15 protein-coding genes are annotated in these 17,703 nt (G+C 62.6%); 6 read left to right on the top strand and 9 right to left on the bottom strand.

Going from position 1 to position 17,703, the window contains the following annotated elements; genetic code table 11:
* The first annotated feature begins 26 nt into the window (after positions 1–26).
* The 3 genes from ACPPVP_RS07470 to ACPPVP_RS07460 all read left to right on the top strand — a co-directional run bounded on the left by ACPPVP_RS07470 (position 27) and on the right by ACPPVP_RS07460 (position 2,745).
* A complete protein-coding gene (locus ACPPVP_RS07470; RefSeq protein ID WP_426532737.1) occupies positions 27–1,607 on the top strand; it encodes a hypothetical protein in 1,581 nt (526 codons plus the stop codon).
* A 140-nt stretch (positions 1,608–1,747) separates the two neighbouring features.
* A complete protein-coding gene (locus ACPPVP_RS07465) occupies positions 1,748–2,110 on the top strand; it encodes a hypothetical protein (protein WP_426532735.1) in 363 nt (120 codons plus the stop codon).
* A 107-nt stretch (positions 2,111–2,217) separates the two neighbouring features.
* Entirely contained in the window at positions 2,218–2,745 is a 528-nt protein-coding gene (locus ACPPVP_RS07460) for a hypothetical protein (protein WP_426532733.1), read from the top strand.
* A 134-nt stretch (positions 2,746–2,879) separates the two neighbouring features.
* Here ACPPVP_RS07460 and ACPPVP_RS07455 read toward each other — a convergent pair whose 3' ends face one another.
* Together ACPPVP_RS07455 and ACPPVP_RS07450 are read right to left on the bottom strand one after the other, a co-directional pair.
* The gene (locus ACPPVP_RS07455; protein WP_426532731.1) at positions 2,880–4,085 is read right to left on the bottom strand and encodes an ABC transporter substrate-binding protein; all 1,206 of its coding nucleotides are present in this window, start codon (positions 4,083–4,085) and stop codon (positions 2,880–2,882) included.
* Positions 4,086–4,237: 152 nt separating this feature from the next.
* On the bottom strand, positions 4,238–5,182 hold the full coding sequence (locus ACPPVP_RS07450) for a DUF817 domain-containing protein (protein WP_426532729.1): 945 nt from the start codon (positions 5,180–5,182) through the stop codon (positions 4,238–4,240).
* Between the two features lie 163 nt (positions 5,183–5,345).
* On the opposite strand from ACPPVP_RS07450, the gene ACPPVP_RS07445 reads away from it, so the two are divergent.
* Positions 5,346–5,582 (top strand): hypothetical protein, encoded by a 237-nt coding sequence (locus tag ACPPVP_RS07445; RefSeq protein ID WP_426532727.1) that lies wholly within the window; start codon positions 5,346–5,348, stop codon positions 5,580–5,582.
* A gap of 30 nt (positions 5,583–5,612) precedes the next feature.
* Here ACPPVP_RS07445 and ACPPVP_RS07440 read toward each other — a convergent pair whose 3' ends face one another.
* The 3 genes from ACPPVP_RS07440 to dnaG form a co-directional block, all read right to left on the bottom strand.
* Positions 5,613–5,993, bottom strand: a complete 381-nt coding sequence (locus tag ACPPVP_RS07440) for a thiol-disulfide oxidoreductase DCC family protein (protein ID WP_426532725.1) — start codon at positions 5,991–5,993, stop codon at positions 5,613–5,615.
* A 6-nt stretch (positions 5,994–5,999) separates the two neighbouring features.
* Positions 6,000–8,123: an RNA polymerase sigma factor RpoD gene (gene rpoD, locus ACPPVP_RS07435; protein WP_426532723.1), complete on the bottom strand. Its 2,124-nt coding sequence runs from the start codon at positions 8,121–8,123 to the stop codon at positions 6,000–6,002.
* Positions 8,124–8,516: 393 nt separating this feature from the next.
* Positions 8,517–10,538, bottom strand: a complete 2,022-nt coding sequence (dnaG, locus tag ACPPVP_RS07430; RefSeq protein ID WP_426532721.1) for a DNA primase — start codon at positions 10,536–10,538, stop codon at positions 8,517–8,519.
* Positions 10,539–10,828: 290 nt separating this feature from the next.
* On the opposite strand from dnaG, the gene ACPPVP_RS07425 reads away from it, so the two are divergent.
* Positions 10,829–11,395 (top strand): chlorite dismutase family protein, encoded by a 567-nt coding sequence (locus ACPPVP_RS07425; RefSeq protein WP_426532719.1) that lies wholly within the window; start codon positions 10,829–10,831, stop codon positions 11,393–11,395.
* Positions 11,396–11,455: 60 nt separating this feature from the next.
* Here the strand turns inward: ACPPVP_RS07425 and ACPPVP_RS07420 are convergent, their stop codons facing one another.
* From ACPPVP_RS07420 to ACPPVP_RS07410, 3 genes are all read right to left on the bottom strand, one after another.
* Positions 11,456–11,854 carry a gamma-glutamylcyclotransferase family protein gene (locus ACPPVP_RS07420; protein ID WP_426532717.1) on the bottom strand — a complete coding sequence of 133 codons (399 nt, stop codon included), beginning with the start codon at positions 11,852–11,854 and terminating at the stop codon, positions 11,456–11,458.
* Between the two features lie 212 nt (positions 11,855–12,066).
* The gene (locus tag ACPPVP_RS07415) at positions 12,067–12,879 is read right to left on the bottom strand and encodes a transglutaminase-like domain-containing protein (RefSeq protein WP_426532715.1); all 813 of its coding nucleotides are present in this window, start codon (positions 12,877–12,879) and stop codon (positions 12,067–12,069) included.
* Between the two features lie 2 nt (positions 12,880–12,881).
* Positions 12,882–13,793, bottom strand: a complete 912-nt coding sequence (locus ACPPVP_RS07410) for a transglutaminase family protein (RefSeq protein ID WP_426537711.1) — start codon at positions 13,791–13,793, stop codon at positions 12,882–12,884.
* A 102-nt stretch (positions 13,794–13,895) separates the two neighbouring features.
* Here ACPPVP_RS07410 and ACPPVP_RS07405 point away from each other — a divergent pair, with 102 nt between their 5' ends.
* Positions 13,896–14,699, top strand: a complete 804-nt coding sequence (locus tag ACPPVP_RS07405; RefSeq protein ID WP_426532713.1) for an N-formylglutamate amidohydrolase — start codon at positions 13,896–13,898, stop codon at positions 14,697–14,699.
* Here the strand turns inward: ACPPVP_RS07405 and ACPPVP_RS07400 are convergent.
* Positions 14,696–17,647 carry a hypothetical protein gene (locus ACPPVP_RS07400; RefSeq protein ID WP_426532711.1) on the bottom strand — a complete coding sequence of 984 codons (2,952 nt, stop codon included), beginning with the start codon at positions 17,645–17,647 and terminating at the stop codon, positions 14,696–14,698. The genes ACPPVP_RS07405 and ACPPVP_RS07400 overlap by 4 nt on opposite strands.
* Positions 17,648–17,703 lie beyond the last annotated feature (56 nt).

Raw genomic sequence — 17,703 nt, 5'->3', positions numbered from 1 at the left:
CGCTTTGACTGCCGAGGACAATGGCTATGACCAGGTCCAGTGGTTTCAAAGTCGGAATGGGAATTGTGATCGCCGCGCTGGCGGGAAGCCAGCAGGCGGCCGCCCAAGTGACAACGTTTGCCGTAGACCCTGCACGACTGCCGCGTCTCGGCACCGTCGACGCGCGTTTTCAATCTTACAATCTGGAAATGGTCGAGGTCACCGGCGGGCGGTTCTGGAAGCCGTACAGGGCGAGTGCCGCAGCGCCGTCGGCGCGCGACGCGGTGAACGCCGAAAATGTTCCGGCAGGCAGCAATAGCGATCTCTACGCGTATCGGGAGCCGATCGACCTGTCGAACCCGCGGTTGCGCGCATTGGCTGCGGCGCTGGCTCCGGCCTACATGCGCGTCAGTGGCACCTGGGCCAACAGCACCTACTTTGCAGAAAGCGATGATGCGCCCGCCACACCGCCCGACGGTTTTCGCGCGGTGCTGAGCCACGAGCGCTGGAAAGCTGTCATCGACTTTGCCCGCGCGGTGAACGCGGAGATCGTGACCTCGATGGCGACGAGCGTCGGTGCCCGGGACGCAACAGGCCGATGGCAGAGCGATCAGGCGCGGCGCTTGTTCGCCTACACCAGATCCGCCGGTGGCAGGATTGCCGCCGCTGAGTTCATGAACGAGCCGACGCTGGCCGCGATGGGCGGGGCGCCCAAGGGCTACGACGCGGCGGCTTACGGTCGAGACTTCAAGGCCTTTGTTGCGTTCATGAGAGCCAGTGAACCGGATGTGATGGTGCTGGGCCCCGGCTCGATCGGCGAGACGGCAGCGCCGCAATCATCTCCGCAATCCGGCTCCGGGCTCATCTCTACCCACGACCTGCTTGCAGCATCCGGGCCCGGCCTCGACGCTTTTTCCTATCATCACTACGGCGCGGTCTCGCAACGATGCGCGCCGGGGCAGACCACGCTAGATGCCGCGCTTTCGGAAGCGTGGCTGGCGGGCACGGGCCGGACGCTGGCGTTCTACCAATCGCTCAGGGATGAGTTTGCGCCTGGAAAACCGATGTGGCTGACCGAAACCGCCGAGACCGCTTGCGGCGGCAATCCCTGGGCTTCGACTTTCCTCGATACGTTCCGATATCTCGATCAACTCGGCCGGCTTGCCAGGGCCGGCGTCCAGATGGTTGCGCACAACACGCTGGCCGCGAGCGATTACGGCCTGCTTGACGAGAAGACGTTGCGGCCGCGATCGAACTATTGGGCGGCGCTGCTGTGGCGCCGACTGATGGGCACCATTGTTCTCGACGCCGGCGTGCACGACGGGATGCACCTCTACGCGCATTGCCGACGAGGGGCGCGAAGGGCCGTTACGCTGCTGGCCGTCAATACGGACAGGACGACGGCCGTGACCTTGCGATTGCCTGTCTCAAGCGAGCGTTACACACTGTCGGCGGATAACCTGCAAAGCGCTGAGGTGAAGCTGAACGGAACAGCCTTGGAGCTTGGTCCCAATGACGAGCTTCCGCGGTTTACCGCGGTGACATCGCCGCCGGGTGCGATCGAGATCGCGCCGGCCACGATTACGTTCCTCACGGTCGAGGATGCCAAAAATCCGGCATGCGACTGAAGTTTTCCGCGCGGAACCACCGGGGTGAACGGGTGACGCCATGCGGCAAGGCTCGCACCGGCAGCGCCGCCATGCGTTGCCGGCCTTCGAACCTCCGACGGATTCTGGTAAAAGGGTGAGAGGCGAATGCAGGCGAACCGATGACGATGAACCAAACGCCCGATCGAGCGCAGCGGCACGGCAGGTTCCGCTTTCTCCGCGTGCCGTTGTTCCGGCTGCTCGCCATCAACCTCGCCGGTGGCGTGACGCTGGCGACGGTGGTGGTCGGCGGACTGCTGGCGCTCAATCCCGGCGGCTTGCGGCATCTGATTTTCGCCGACGCCTCGCCCGGCACCGCGCTCGGGCTGTTATTGTTCGGCTTCGTCGTCACTTTCGGTTCGGCCGCGATGGGCACCGCCATCATGGCGATGGGCCGTGCCGCCGACGATGAGCAGCGGCGCGGCCCGCCGGCGCCGGTGGCGGAGCCGGCACACGCGATGGCCCGGGCATGGCGCCGCCGCTAGAGGGCTGACCACACCCGGGACGCCGCGGGCTTCCACCACCACGTTTGATCCGCGTCAATATTCCCGTGCGCCGGCTTTCCTAGGATCGAGGCCAAAGGAGAGCCTCGATGATCGGAATTACCCTGACCACGGACCAGATCCGCAACGCCCCTGCCCAGGTCCGGCAGTGGATCGAACATGAAGTCATTGCTTCGCTCGGGCTGGCCGCCGATGCGCCGGCGCCTGCGGAACATCCGCAAGCGGCGCACCTGGTTAGCTGCAGTACCGAGGACGCCGCCGCGGTGCTGGCGCAGATCAGGGGCATGATGCCGGCGTTCAACGTGTTCTTCGAATTCGCGCGGCCGGGCATTTCGTTCGGACAGCCGCCCGTGATGGCGTTCCGCCTGATCGACATCCTCTATCACACGCGGCTGCAGGATATTGGGCAGGTCATCGAATGCCTCGAAGCGATCAACGAGGCCTTCGCGCGCGTCCGCCAGGACGCATCCGCCAAATTCTGCGGCTTCGACAATCAGGGCCACTGCCTGATCGCGCCGGAGACGCAGCGCAGCGTTGCCGCGCTGTGGCAGAGCATTCTGGCCAGTCAGCAGCGGGGGCGTGGCGAGGCGGGTTCAGCTTCCGCGTCGGCCGCGTAGACGCATCTCAACCCGCGGCCGATGGCGACGAGCCGGTGCGTGCGCGCAGGTCGGCGAGGCCACGCGCCGCATGAGGGCGCTCGCCATCGTGAGCGCCCTCCAATTACCGACGTTAGCGGACTTCAGTCCGCCGTTCAGTCGTTGCCGATCGTCTCGCCGAACAGCTCCCAGATCTCGCCATTGAACTTCTGCAGCCGCATGGCTTCGATCGGGAAGTAATCGGTCGGCGAGGTCTTCAGCTTGATGCCGGGCAGCATCAGCGGCAGCGTGACGTCGAGGTTTGCCGCCTGCTTCATGATGTTCTCATGGGTGAGATCGTCGCCGCACTGCTTGAATACCTGCACGGTCGCCTCCGCCACCACATAGCCGTAGACGATGAGCTGGTCCTGGCGGTTTCCGTCCGGAAAATACTTCTTCATGAAATCGTGCCAGGCCTGCACGTCCTTGTCGTCCTTCCACTGCGGATCGTTGGGGTCCTTGAACGAGTAGGACGAAATGATGCCCTTGGAGTGATCGAAGCCGGCGGGCTGCAGCACCGAGGACACCGACGTCGAGGTCGCCGCGAGGAAGAACATGTCGGGCTTCCAGCCGATCTCGCCGATCTTGCGGATCGCCTGCGCGGCCTGTTTCGGGATCGCGTGCATGAACAGCACGTTGGCGCCGGAGGCTTTCAGCTTCACGATCTGGCTGTCGATGGTCGGATCGGTCGATTCATAGGTCGATTCCGCGACCACCATCTTTGCGGTGTTCTCCGGTCCCAATCCCTTCTTGAAGCCGTTGCCGTAATCCTTGCCGGCGTCGTCGTTCTGGTAGAACAGCGCGATTTTCGCGTCCGGCTTGTTTTTCAGTACATACTTTGCGTAGACCGCCGTCTCGGCCTGGTAGGACGGCTGGAAGCCGATCGACCACGGGAAGCGCTCATGGTCGCCCCACAGCGTGGCGCCGGCGCCGACGAACAGCTGTGGCACCTTCTTGTCGTTCAGATATTTTCGCACCGCCAGCCCCGTCGGCGTGCCGAGCGGGTTGAGGATGACCGCAACCTCCTCTTGCTCGACGAGTTTTCGGGTCTGCTCCACGGTCTTCGGCGGGCTATAGGCATCATCGAGCGTGATCAAATTGATCTTGCGCCCGTTCACGCCGCCCTGCTCGTTGATCATCTTGAAATAGGCGGCCTGCGTCTTGGCGATCACGCTGTAGGCCGACGCGGGGCCGGAGAACGGGGAAGTCTGGCCAAGCTTGATCTCGGTATCGCTGGCGCCGGGGCCGTATTTCTTATCGGCCGCGTGAGCCTGGGTTGCGACCACCAGAGCCGATGCGATCGCAAGTGCATGCCATCTCATATGCGTTTCCCTTTGTTTTTTGATGCCTCGTTTGGAGTGGGCAAAGGAAAGGCTAGCACGCGCGCTCCGCCTTGCACTTGCGGGGAGAAGCTGGGCAGGATTGCTAAATCGCCGTGTACGTTGGTCGTGAAGGGCGGCGGCGTAGACGCCTCTCAACTCGCGGCCGACGCGTTGCGCGCGCGCAGGACCGCGAGACCACGCGCTTCGCGCCTCTGCCGCGGCGCATTGACCAGGCTCACCAGCGTGTAGCTGATGATCAGCAGCAGGAACCAGGAGCCGAGCTTGTCGATGGAAACCATCGACCAGCCGAGCCGCTGTGACGGATAGAGCCAGGTTTTTGTAAATGTCCCGACGTTTTCCGAGAACCAGATGAACACGGACACCAGCACGAGGCCGAGCAGAAGCGGCATCGAACGATGGTGACGCCAAACCCTGAAATAGACGCGCGCGCGGAAGAATAGCCAGCCGGCCCAGGCGAACAGCAGCCAGCGCAGGTCGACAATGTAGTGGTGGCTGAAGAAGTTGAGATAGATCGCTACGCTGAGCGCGGCCAGGCCGCGGCGCCGCGGATGATGGGAGAACTCGAAATCGAACAGCCGCCACGCGCGGCACAGATAGCTGCCGATGCAGGCATACATGAAGCCGGAGAACAGCGGCACGCCACCGACGCGGAAGAAATTCGGCTCCGGATAGATCCACGAGCCGGCCTGCGTCTTGAAGATCTCCATCGCGGTGCCGACGACATGATAGATCAGGATCACCTTTGCCTCGTCGGATGTCTCCAATTTCCCTGCGAGCAGCGCGACCTGAACCGCGATCATGCAGAGAAACAGAAAATCGTAGCGCGGAAGCGGCGCTGCCGCCGGATAGAACCACCAGGTTGCAATCATCAGGAAAACGGCGATCCCACCGAACAGGCAGGCCCAAGCCTGCTTCACGCCGAAGCGCAGGAATTCGTAAAACGCAGACGTCCAGCGGCGGCGGGCCATGAAGCGGCCGAGCCGATGTTCGCCTGATATGAAGGGACGCAGCGGCGGCCAGATAGCCGCGGCGCTCGAGCCGGGAGGCGTGGGAGGCTGGTTCGGGGCGTGATGCACGGCGCGGAACGTGGCGGGGCATCGCGGTTGAAGCTGGGCGGAGATTTGCAGATTTCGCTGAGTTTTGTTGCACGCGCCGGCCAGACCGGCATGGCGCGTAACGGGCCGTCAGAACCCGCTATTTTTCTTTGACAACGTCGCCCTGATCGAAGAAAAGCCGCCCATGGCCAAGAAACCCGGGACCAATCCCAAAGGCGAATTTGCCTTCTTCAACGTCGTCTATGAAGACGACTCCCAGCGCTCCAACCGGCGCGTGCCGTCCGAGCTGCTCGGCGGGCTCGACGGCGACGAGCCGGCACGCGACTACATCATGGAACAGGACCGCGAGATCGCCGAAAAATCCGGCCGCACGCCGCTGGCGATCAAGAGCATCAGCCGGGTCGGGGCGAAGAAGAAGTAGGGCTTCGCGCGCAGGCGGGCGCGATCACCCTCACCAATGCCCCTTCCACTTGTTCCACGCGAATAGCAAGTCCGCGAACCGGTCGTACGCAAACCGCGTGATCGGCAGTATCAGGCGATTACCGAACAGCGCGGCCAGCCATCCCTCACCCGGCGTTATCCGCCAGGTCGCGACCGCGACATCGGCGCCGACAATCAGGCGGCCGGTCTCGTCCGTCGCGTGCAGGCGCCGGCGCACGTCGTCGACCGACACGCCGTATGACGCGAGCGCGTCAGGTTCTTCGTTGATGTCCTTGAAGGAGATCTGGCCGGCGCGAACGGCGGCCACCAGCTTGTTGCGTTGCCAGTCGATGCCGGCATCGCAGACGGGGCAGCGCGTGTTGTACCAGACAACAAGGCGATGCCCCGCCATGATCGATCAGTTATCGAGGAACGACCGCAGCTTCCGCGACCGTGACGGATGCTTCAGCTTGCGCAGCGCCTTGGCCTCGATCTGACGAATACGTTCGCGGGTCACGCTGAACTGCTGGCCGACTTCTTCCAGCGTGTGGTCGGTGTTCATGCCGATACCGAAGCGCATGCGGAGCACGCGTTCTTCGCGCGGGGTGAGCGAGGCCAGCACCCGCGTGGTGGTTTCGCGCAGGTTGGACTGGATCGCCGCATCGATCGGCAGGATCGCGTTCTTGTCCTCGATGAAATCGCCGAGATGCGAATCTTCCTCGTCACCGACGGGGGTTTCGAGCGACAGCGGCTCTTTAGCGATCTTGAGGACCTTGCGCACCTTCTCCAGCGGCATGCCGAGCTTTTCGGCGAGCTCTTCGGGGGTCGGCTCGCGGCCGATCTCGTTCAGCATCTGGCGGCTCGTGCGCACGATCTTGTTGATCGTCTCGATCATGTGCACGGGAATACGGATGGTGCGGGCCTGGTCGGCGATCGAGCGCGTGATCGCCTGCCGGATCCACCACGTGGCATAGGTCGAGAACTTGTAGCCGCGGCGGTATTCGAATTTATCGACCGCCTTCATCAACCCGATGTTGCCTTCCTGGATCAGGTCGAGGAACTGCAGGCCGCGGTTGGTGTATTTCTTGGCGATCGAGATGACGAGACGCAGATTGGCCTCGACCATTTCCTTCTTGGCCTGGCGCGCTTCGCGCTCACCCTTCTGCACGCCGTGCACGATCTTGCGGAATTCGCCGATCTCCAGACCCGTGAGCGCCGCCAGCGACTGGATCTCGTGGCGCAGCTCCTTGATGCGGTCCTTCTCGTGATGGACGAAATTCTTCCAGCCCTTGGCGGAGAGTTTCGAGACACGGTTGAGCCAGCGCGGATCGAGCTCCGAGCCCTGATAGTTGCGCAGGAAATCCTCGCGCGCGACGCCGTGGCTGTCACCCAAACGAAGCAGGCGGCCCTCGAACGAGACCAGCTTCTTGTTGATGTCGTAGAGCTGCTCGACCAGTGAATCGATACGGGCCTGGTTGAGCCGCAGCGACTTCACCTCGACGATGATTTCGTCCTTCAGCTTCTTGTACTTGCGCTCCTGCGAGGGCGACAGCGACTCGCTCTGCAGCTGGTTGGCAATGTCCTGCTCCTGCAAGCGGCGCAGCTTCTTGTATTCGGAGGCGATCTTGTCGAACGTCTCGACCACCTTCGGCTTCAGCTCGGCCTCGATGGCGGCGAGCGACATCTGGTTTTCGAACTCGTCGTCGTCCATGTCGCCGTCGGCGGCGGACTCGGCCGGGTCCTTTTCCACGGTGTCGCCACCGGGCGCAGCCGCGGGCGCGGCGCGGAACGGGGTCGGCGACGGCGGTGCGGCGGGAGGTGCTACATGCGAAGGCGCGGCCGCGCCATTGGCGTCGGCAGCGGGAGCTCCGTCGACACTGCCAGTGATCAACGCCGGGTTCATGTTGTTCTTGGCGTCGGGGCCGGCGTAGGTGGCTTCGAGATCGATGATGTCGCGGAGGAAGATCTTTCCTTCGTTGAGTTCATCGCGCCAGATGATGATGGCCTGGAAGGTCAGCGGGCTTTCGCACAGGCCTGCGATCATCGCCTCACGGCCGGCCTCGATGCGCTTGGCGATCGCGATTTCGCCTTCGCGCGACAGCAACTCGACCGTGCCCATCTCGCGCAGATACATGCGGACGGGATCGTCGGTGCGCTCGCCGGGCTCGGACTTCTTGACTTCGGTGACGGCCTTCTGCGTGACCTCGACAAGTTCGTTGTCGGTGTCGTCGGCCTCATCTTCCTTTTCCTCGTCGGCGTCGGCCTCTTCGGCTTCCGAGACGTTGATGCCCATGTCAGACAGCATCGACATGATGTCCTCGATCTGCTCGGGCGAGGTGGTGTCGGAGGGCAGCACTTCGTTGAGCTGATCGAAGGTCACGAAGCCGCGCTTCTTGGCCTGCTTGATCATCTTCTTGACCGCGGCATCGGAGAGGTCGAGCAACGGCGACGGCGCGTCGGGGCCATCCTTCTCGGGGGCGTCCGCTGCCTTGTCGTCTTTTTCCTTGTCTTTAACCTGCAGCGTCTTTGCCTTGGTGGCCATTCATCAAGCTCCCGAAACGCGCTCGTGCGGGATGGCGCGCAACGCCACCCGCCTCTGAATTACTGAAGTCGTCGGCAGGATGTCTTTCGTTTGAAAAGCCAACCCGCTAGATCCTTGCCTGTGTGTGATCGATTCGGAAAATCGGATATCCACTTTTCCGGATCACGCTCGTGCCCCTTGAGTATTCGCATGCGTAGGACGCGCAAAGGGCGGCGCTGACTGTCGCCACCCCTGTAACCCGCCATCGCCGGTGTTATGCCAATAGCCCTTCGGCGCCGTTAAAGTAACCTTCGGACTATTAAGCTTCGCTTAACCCTGTTTTTGCCGCCAAACCATGGATTTGGCGAGTCTTTTTGCGGGCACGGCCGCCGCCGTCCGCATCATTTTTTTATCTCACATGCTCTTCCGGAACCGGCCCGAAAGCTCGCCAAAACCCTCGATCAGGGCCTCCGTGCCATCGAGCGACTCCAGACGGGCGCTGACGTCCTTCAGCCACGCCATGTTGGCGTCCGTGGGTTCATCACCCAGCGCCAGCTCGGCGTCCTTCTTCTCCCTAAGTAGGGCGTGCGTTTTCTGATGCAAGACAACGAGTTGCTGCCAGGTGGCCAAAACATCTTCCCGCGCCGCACCCGGCTTGGTGCCCCAGACGGCCGAGGTCGTGATCGCTCGCTCAACCCTTTGAAGAACCTCGCTTAATCCGCGCGCCTCGAGATCGGCCCGCATTTTCTCGGCCTGCTCCTCGACGTCGGGGGAATGGTGATGGTCGTTGGCGAAGGCGGTAATAATGCCGGCGCGGAGCTTGGTGGCCTCGGGATGGGCCAGTTCCAGCATCGCCACCTCCTCCAGATGGTCGTGCAGAAGCCAGGGGTGGTTAATCAGGGATTGCAGGATCAGCGCCTCGCGGCGGGACATCGCGCTGCGCTGGCCGCGCATGATCGGGCTGGTCGCCAACTGGGGACTGGCCGCCTGATAGGGGCCGGGGTTGATGGTGGGGCTTCCCCCCGCGCCGGGGCCGCGACCGCTCCGGGGGGCGAATCGGCCGGCCTGGCTCTGGCTGAAGCCGCTCCGCGGCGTGAACGCGCGGGGTGATTCGCCCCGCCCGGTCCGGAAATTACCCCGGCCGTAGCCGCCACCTTGCGGCGCAAAGGCGCGCTGCAGGCGATCGGCGAGATCGTCGCGATAGTGGCGACGCACCACCTCGTCGCGGATGCCCTTGGAGAGTTCGTTGATGCGTGCCTCCAGCGCCGCGCGCCGCTCGGGCGTGGCAAAGCTGCCGCCCTCGACTTCGCGCGACCACAGCATGTCGACGAGCGGCCGCGCGGCTGAAATCACTTCCTCGATCGCAACGCGGCCGCCGGAGCGCGCGAGGTCGTCGGGGTCCTGCCCTTCGGGCAGCAACGCAAAGCGCAGGCTCTTGCCCGGCAGCAGCGCGGGCAGCGCGAGATCAGCGGCGCGGTACGCCGCCTTCTGCCCGGCGCGGTCGCCGTCGAAACAGAGGATCGGCTCGTCCGCCATCTTCCAAAGCAGCGTGAGCTGGTTTTCGGTGAGCGCCGTGCCAAGTGGCGCGACGGCGCCGCCAAAGCCCGCGGTGACCATGGCGATGACGTCGACATAGCCTTCGACCACGATCAGCGGCGAGCCGTTATGCGTCGCCTGCCGCGCGGTTGCGAGGTTGTAGAGATTGTCGCCCTTGTGAAACAGCGGGGTTTCCGGCGAGTTCAGATATTTTGCGGGAACATCCTTCTCCAGCGCGCGACCGCCGAAGGCGATGACGCGGCCTCTTGCATCCGTGATCGGAAACATCACGCGGTCGCGGAAGCGGTCGTAGGGCACCGGAATGTCGTCGCCGGCAACGAGTAGCCCCGCTTCCACCATGAGCTCGGTGGAAATGCCCTGACCGCCGAGATGCTCCTTCAGCGCAAAGCGCTCGCCCGGACCGCCCGGCGCGTAGCCCAGGCGAAACTGCAGCTGCGTTTGCGGCGTGATGGCGCGATCGCCGAGATAGCCGCGCGCCTTGGCGCCGTTGCGCGAGGCCAGCGTGTCGGCGAAGAATTTCGCCGCGAGTTCCATCACGTCGTGGAGCGTCTTGCGGCGCTGCTCGTGCCGCGCGGCGTCCGGTGTCGCCGCCGGCAGCGCCATGCCGGCCATCGCGGCGAGGCGCTCGACAGCCTCCGGAAACGAAACGCCTTCCGTTTTCATGACGAAATCGAAAATGTTGCCGTTCAGGCCGGACGAGAAGTCGAACCAGGCCTGCTTCTCGTCATTGACGAAAAAGGACGGCGTCTTCTCCTGCTGGAACGGCGACAGCCCCTTGTACTCGCGCCCTGCTTTCTTCAGCTTCACACGCCGGCCCACGACTTCCGAGGCCGGAAGCCGCTCGCGTAGCTCTTCGAGGAATTGGGGCGTGAAGCGCATGGGTTAGGTTTTTGCCGAATCATAGGGCCGTGCCAACCGAACATGGATATAGGGGCGATTGTTCGGAAAGCGATGAATATTGAGCTTCTCGCCGCTATTCACAGGACACGTCATTCCCCGGTGCGCAATTGCGCACCTGAGGGCGTCCGAAGGACGAACCCGGAATTCACCTATCCGTCACGTTCTGCGGTCCGATGGATTCCGGGTTCGTGCTTCGCACGCCCCGGAATGACGGAGGAAATGACGGCGTAGGACTTGAATCCCTTTCGGTTCCGCGCTTCCATCCCGCCATGTTCACAATCTTCAGAGGCGGCCAGAGCGGGGCCTGGCGGGTAACACAGTTAACGCCGGTAAAGGGCGCGGGGCTGATGCGGACGCCGGCGCTGTCGTCGGTATCATCCGCCTCGATCGCGCTGCCGATCCTGCCCGCACTTACCTCATGGCGGGTGGCCGGCCTCGCCAGCCATGTCCGCTACACGGAGCGCCCCGAAAAGGATCAGCTTGCTTCCGTGCAGGCCAAGCTTGGCCGCCCCGAAGCGACCTGCGCCGCGCTGATCCCGATCAAGAAATCGGCGGCCTGGTGGGAACTCACGCAGGAAGAACGGCGGCAGATTTTTGAGGACAAGTCGCACCACATCGCCGCGAGCTTGAAATATTTGCCCGCCATCGCCCGACAACTCTATCACAGCCGCGACCTCGGCGAGCCCTTTGACTTCCTGACCTGGTTCGAGTTCGAGCCCGCGCATGCGGAAATGTTCGAAGAGCTGGTCGGCATGCTGCGCGCGACCGAGGAATGGAATTATGTCGAGCGCGAGGTGGATATCCGCGTCGAGCGTGAACGGCTGGATGCAGGGTAGAGCTTATGTTTTGACGCGTTTTCTTGACGCGAACCGGGATCCACTTCGCTTGAAAACGCTTTAGCTCTCCAGAAACTTGCCCGAGGCGATCTGCGGCAGGCGGATGACCGGCCAGTTGTAGACATAGGTCCACGCCTCGCCCGCTGTGCCGTCTTCGTGCCTTAGCTGCAGCATGCGGCGGACATACTCGGTCGGCTCCGGAAAACCTTCGCCGCAGGCTTCATACATGTCGAACTCGCCGAGCAGCGCGTCGCGGTCGCGCAGGCGGTACAGTTCGCCGAACACGATGTCGTTGGGATCGTCCGACAGCACCAGTCCGGGATAGTGCTTGATGAGGTAGAGCCGGCCGCGGCAGGTGGCTGTCCCCAGGAAATCCGCGCTGCGCGACAACAGCTGTGCCATCGGATGGTCGAAGCCGCGCATCAGCGTGCCGTAGACGAACAAACGATCTGAAATCATGGGCTTTCTATGTCATTGCGAGCGCAGCGAAGCAATCCATGGCGTGGAGCAGCGGCGCATGTCGGTCCTCAACCTCGCCCCGCTTGCGGGGAGAGGTCGGCGCGTAGCGCCGGGTGAGGGGGTACAGGTCTCACAACGTTCACGACTCGCGGAGAGAGCCCCTCACCCCAACCCTCTCCCCGTGAAGAACGGGGAGAGGGAGGAGCGAGCACCTACGCCGGCACGACCTCGTCGCTGATCACCAGAAACTTCACCAGATCCATCCGGCCAAAACTCGTGGTCAGCGCCACGTCGGCGGCGTCGCGGCCGGTGCCCATCAGGATGCGGCCGGCCCTGGGGACGTTGTGGCGCGCATCGAAAGTGTACCACTGGCCGGAGAGGTAGACCTGAAACCAGCCCGAAAAATCCATCGGCGCGGGATCGCGCGGCACGCCGATGTCGCCGAGATAGCCGGTGCAATAGCGCGCCGGGATGTTCATGCAGCGGCAGAAGGTCAGCGCCAGATGCGCGAAATCGCGGCAGACGCCGGCGCGCTGCGCGTAAACGTCATGCGCCGACTTCATGTGATGGGCGTGCTCATAGCCGAACGTGACGTGGTTATGCACGAAATCGACGATGGCCTGCACCCGCGCCCACCCCGGCGGCGTGTTGGCGAACAAGGACCAGGCGACATCGGTGAGCTTGTCGGTCTCGCAGTAGCGGCTCGGCATCAAATATTGCAGCACGTCGTCGGGCAGTTGATCGATCGGCAATTGCTGCGCGGTCGGCACCACCGCATCCGGCAGGCCGGAATCGCGCACCAGCGCATCGCCGCGCAGCGTCACGCCGCCGGCGGGCGCGACCAGTCGACCGCAGACATTGCCAAAACTGTCGCGGTAGAAGCCGATCGGCACGTCAGGTCCGGCTGTGATCTGCTCGGTGCCCACGATGTCGGAAAAGCGCGACGGATGGATCGACAGCATGATCACCATTGGTGTCGGCTGCGCGGCCGCATACGAAATTTCGAATCCGACCTTGATCTCCATGCTCAGACCTTCTCCGCCTGCGGCGCTTCGTGCGGCTCGTCGCCGACCGAAACCACCCTGATGTGGACCTCCATCCCCGCAAAGGCGTCGGGCGAACCTAGATAGGCGCCGTGCAGCGGGATGGCCTGACGCGGATCGCGCGCCACCGCCACCCGAATGAGATCACGGGTGCCGATGATGCCGTTGGTCGGATCGAACTCGATCCAGCCGGCGCTCGGCAGATAGACCTGCACCCAGGCATGGGTCGAGCCGCCGCCGACATAGCCATGCGCGCGGTCGCCGGGAATGAAGAGATAGCCGGACACGAAACGCGCGGCGATGCCGAGCCGGCGCAACGCCTCGATCATGAACAGCGCATAGTCGCGGCAGGTGCCGGAGCCGGTCTGCAGCGTGTCGAGTGGATGCTGGGTGCCCTGCTCGTGGCGCTTGCGATAGCGGAAGGCCTCGCGGATGCCATGGGTCATGCCGCTCAGGATGTTGAAGGTCGGCGTCGGCCCGTCGGTGTCGAGAAATTGACGTGCCCAGCCCGACAGCTCGCCATTGGGATCACCATATTGCGGCGTGATGAATTGCTGGAGGTCGGGGAATTCCTCGTCGTCGTACAGGAACGGATAGAAATAGGCGGGATCGTCCGCGGTCAGCGCGAACTCGTCCTCCGGATTGTGCTCGACCGTCACCGTCGAGGTGAACGACAGCGTGTCGGCGCGCTCGTCGAAGGTTGCGATCGCGACGCTGTTGCCGAACACATCGTGGATCCAGCGCAGCCGCATCGGCTGCGGCTCGATCTCGAGGTTGCCGGACAGCACGCGCAGATCATGGCCGTCGCGCGGCCGCAGCATGATGCGGTGTTCGCCGAACGCCACCGGGCGGCTGTAGTGATAAACGGTCTTGTGGTTGATGGTCAGGAGCGGCATCGTCAAACAATCATCGATTCTGGTACATCTAATCTAGGCCGAATCCTGCTCAATTGTAGATCGGAGTGCCGCTTCGATAGGCACTAGTTTAAGGAAAATGCTTTGGACGACGCCGCCGACACACCCCTACTCCTGAGCTCCGAAGATGTTCCTCCGGTCCGCGAATTCAACGCCGATGGACGCTCGCCGTTCCTGTTGACCTGCGACCATTACGGAAGGCTGATCCCGCGCGTGCTCGGCGATCTCGGCCTGCCCGAGAGCGAACTGACGCGCCACATCGCCTGGGACATCGGCATTGCCGGCGTCGCAGAGGCGCTCTCACACCATCTCGACGCCCATCTGATCGTGCAGCGCTACTCGCGGCTCGTCATCGACTGCAACCGCCCGCCCGATGTCGCAAGCTCGATCCCGCGCATCAGCGAGGCGACGACGATTTCAGGCAATGAGGGCATTTCACGCGAGGCGGCCCTGATGCGGCGCGCGCAGATCTTCGATCCCTACCACCGGCGCATCGACGAGATCATCGACCAGCGCGGCAGCACCGGCCTGCCGACGGTGCTGGTGTCGCTGCACAGCTTTACGCCCGTCTATGCCGGGATCGCTCGGCCCTGGCATATCGGCACGCTCTATCACCGCGACACCCATCTGCCGCCGTTGCTGCTCAAGCTGCTGCGCGCCGAGGGCGATCTCGTGGTCGGCGACAACGAACCCTATGCGGTCAGCGACGAGACCGACTACACGATTCCCGTGCATGCCGAAGCGCGCGGGCTGATGAACACGGGGATCGAGATCCGCCAGGATTTGATCGGCGATGTGGCCGGCGAGAAGGCTTGGGCGGACCGGCTGGCGCGGATTTTGGGAGAAATCGAGCCAATGCTCGGCCTTCGCGCGGATCGGGCGCCCTAGCCCTTGCACTCGGCCTCGCAGATGATCCGGTTGAAATCTCCGGCTCCGGCCTGGGCTTTCCCTGCCCCCTTTGTGCGCATGATCGCAGCGTCAAGCGCCCCGAGATAGCCTCGAAGCCGATCAATCGGCTCGGTCGCGCCTTCCGCCGCCAGCCGTGCATCGCGCGCCATTCCCGATTGACCGGTATATATTGCGAGCGTGCCTCTGTTATCCGATCTTGTCGTCACATCGGTCAGCGTCGACAGAATACCAACAACCGACTTTTGAAACCTCGGCCCAAGCTCCTGGTCGAACATCATGGCCTTTCGTGCAACGTTCATGAGGGAATTGATGTCCGGCGGTTCACTTTGAAGCGCGACTTGCTCGAGCTTGAACATTACGGCCCGGCGCGTATCGCGGTTCATTGTGTGGGCTTCGATGATCATCGCATAGGTATCAACCGCGAGACGAGGCTGCCTGGCCTCCTCAAGCGATCTCGCCAGAGCGAGAGCAGGTTCGTAGAGCATGCGAGCCTCGGCGTCGGAGCGCGAGTGCTTCAGCAAGTTCTCGGCCCAATCAAGGTTGTCGTAATCCAGCGCGATATTTTCGGAGCAGACTTTTAGAAAGCGCGATCTTACTTCGTCGAACTGAGATGCCCGCCCGTTGTCGGACAAGGCCTCGTATCTGCGTGAGATCTCGTGCAGGTCGAAGAAATCGGCATGCGTCATTGGAAGGTTGACGGGTGCTCCAAGCCTGGACGCGTTCCGCGATTTCAGCCCGCAGTGCTGATACAACACGTCAGACCGGTCAGTACTGGCACTGCTCAGGAGACCAATAACCTGTTTGTTGAGCTCCGACGGGCTCTTTCTGAGGAATTCGACATTGAGTTGCTCAACCAGTTGGTTGAGGCTGCGCGGCTGCGGAACTTGCGCCGCCAAACGAAGCGCGTCTTCCCTGCGTTCGGCCATGACAAGCAATTCAATCCGGGCGTTCGGATTCGCATTCAGCTTGCCGGCGTTTTCGCATCGATCGAGAATGAAAGCGGCCGCTTCGCGCGTCGGCTCGAGTTCTCTCCTCAATCCGGTCTCGGAGTCACACGAATATTGATCGGGCGCCACGTCCCAGAGCTGTGTCAGGAGTTTATTCCCGGCTTTGGCCTGCCCTGACCGGTACAACGCGTTGACGATCATGAACCGCAGCTCGATTTCGTTCTGCTTTTTCGCGTCGATGTTCGTGAACGCGGTGACCGCATCGACGAGGCGTTGAGGCAAAGCGCGGCCGGCCCTGGCAGCTCCATTGATAGCAACGGCCTTCAACGTGACTGCTCGAAAGGAATTCGGCTCGTCGGCAACCGAACCGACCAGCAATTCGACTTGGTCGAATTGCCCGTTGTAGCCATAGGCGTAAGCCACGGGCTGCGCAGCTTCGAATCGGCCATTATCCCGAGACAGCTTGTTCAGCACGAGAAGGGGGTCATCCAGATAACCCAAATTCATCAGCCTGAGGATGACTTTTCCGAGATATGAATTAGCGCCAATGTTGATTGCCCCCTGATCGAGAACCGTGTTCGCAATCGCCCTGACCTGGAAATCTGTGGTGTAGGGGAAAATTGACGAGCGGCTGGCGGCCGCCGCCAACAACAGAAAGACAGCGCCGGTCAGCAGGACGACCGCGGCCGTCAACTCCCTCAGTCGCTTCGGATACCAAGGCTGCTGCTCTAGGGCCGTCCTCGCTGCGCCTGAAGCAGGAGCCGCCATTCGCGCGAACGGGCTTTCATCGGATGCCGAATCCGGAATTTTCGAGCGCAGGCCAGCCAACAGATGATTTGCGACGATGCCTTTCAGGCCGTCGGGCTCAAAATAGGAAGTATGTACAAGCTCCCCCCAGGTGACGAGCTTCCCCGCCCCCAAGACCATTCCACGGGCATTGCGCGTCTCGTAGGCGGTTCCAAGAAGCGTGCGCATCCCCTCCAGCATCTTGGCTGCCTTGGAGTTCGCTGTTCCGATCAGGAGATCGCCAATCGCCTTCGGTATCTCCGGCCATCCGGGCCTCAACTCGGGCGGGCATCGCTCGACCGAAGCCAACGCAAGAACCGTCAGATCATTCCCCTGCAACTTTCTGATGAATTGCCGCCAAGCAAGCTCGTCTGGAACATCGGAGAGGACGGCGTCCAGAATGCGTCCCAACCAACGCAGATGTTGCGGGTAGGTGTCGGCGCGACGCGCCGTGATGCTGATGGCCTTGTCCAGCGTAGCGGCAAGACCCGAAATAGGTTCATCCTGCGAATGCCAGATGCCGAGCCAAAGGGCTCCGTACCATTCGGCCGCCGTATGTCGCACCCGTATCAGGCGTCGGTACCTGATCTGACTCCTGAGGTTGCCGATGATGACGATCATCGTCGCGACCAGCATCGCGACGCAAATCAAAAGGGGCCCAAGCGTGGCGACCAATTGGGCAATGGTGGCGTTATCGTAGATATAGGCGAGTTCGTCGACGGCCGGCGCGAACAGGAACACGGCGGCCGCAATGCCCAATGCGATGACGAAGGTTGCGGCGATCAGCGGCCAATTGATCGGGGTGGGCGCAAAGGTAAGAAACGGGGTACCGATGGTGGTCCAGCTTCGAAGCAGCCTCAGTTGCTCCTTTTGCTCGGCCGAACGAATCAATGCCGCCCATGTGACGGAGCCTCCGTGACTATGGCTTATGATGTGATACGGGCGACCGCGCTTTTCCAGTTCGTGAAGCCGCGCGAAGAGATCACCTCCTGCCTTTTGCCGTGCGGATTCCCAGTTCAATCCCGACCATTGAAAGGGCTCGTCGAAGACGTAGCCCGAGCCGAGCAGCCTGGCCATCCCTGTGCAGAAGCGACTTCCGTTCTCCCACCACTTCCGCGCGGTTTCGGTTTTTCCAGTCGAGCCCGTGCCATGAACCGTTACGACGAGCTCTGCGGCTTCCAGTTGCGAATTCATCAATGCCTCGCATTGAAACGCTTCTTCACTGCATGCAACTTAGGATTTTTTCGCCT

The sequence above is a fragment of the Bradyrhizobium sp. McL0615 genome (genome assembly GCF_049993905.1).
Classification (GTDB): domain Bacteria; phylum Pseudomonadota; class Alphaproteobacteria; order Rhizobiales; family Xanthobacteraceae; genus Bradyrhizobium.
The sequence above is the reverse complement of the archived record's forward strand: the minus strand, read 5'-3'. Positions and strand labels throughout refer to the sequence as shown.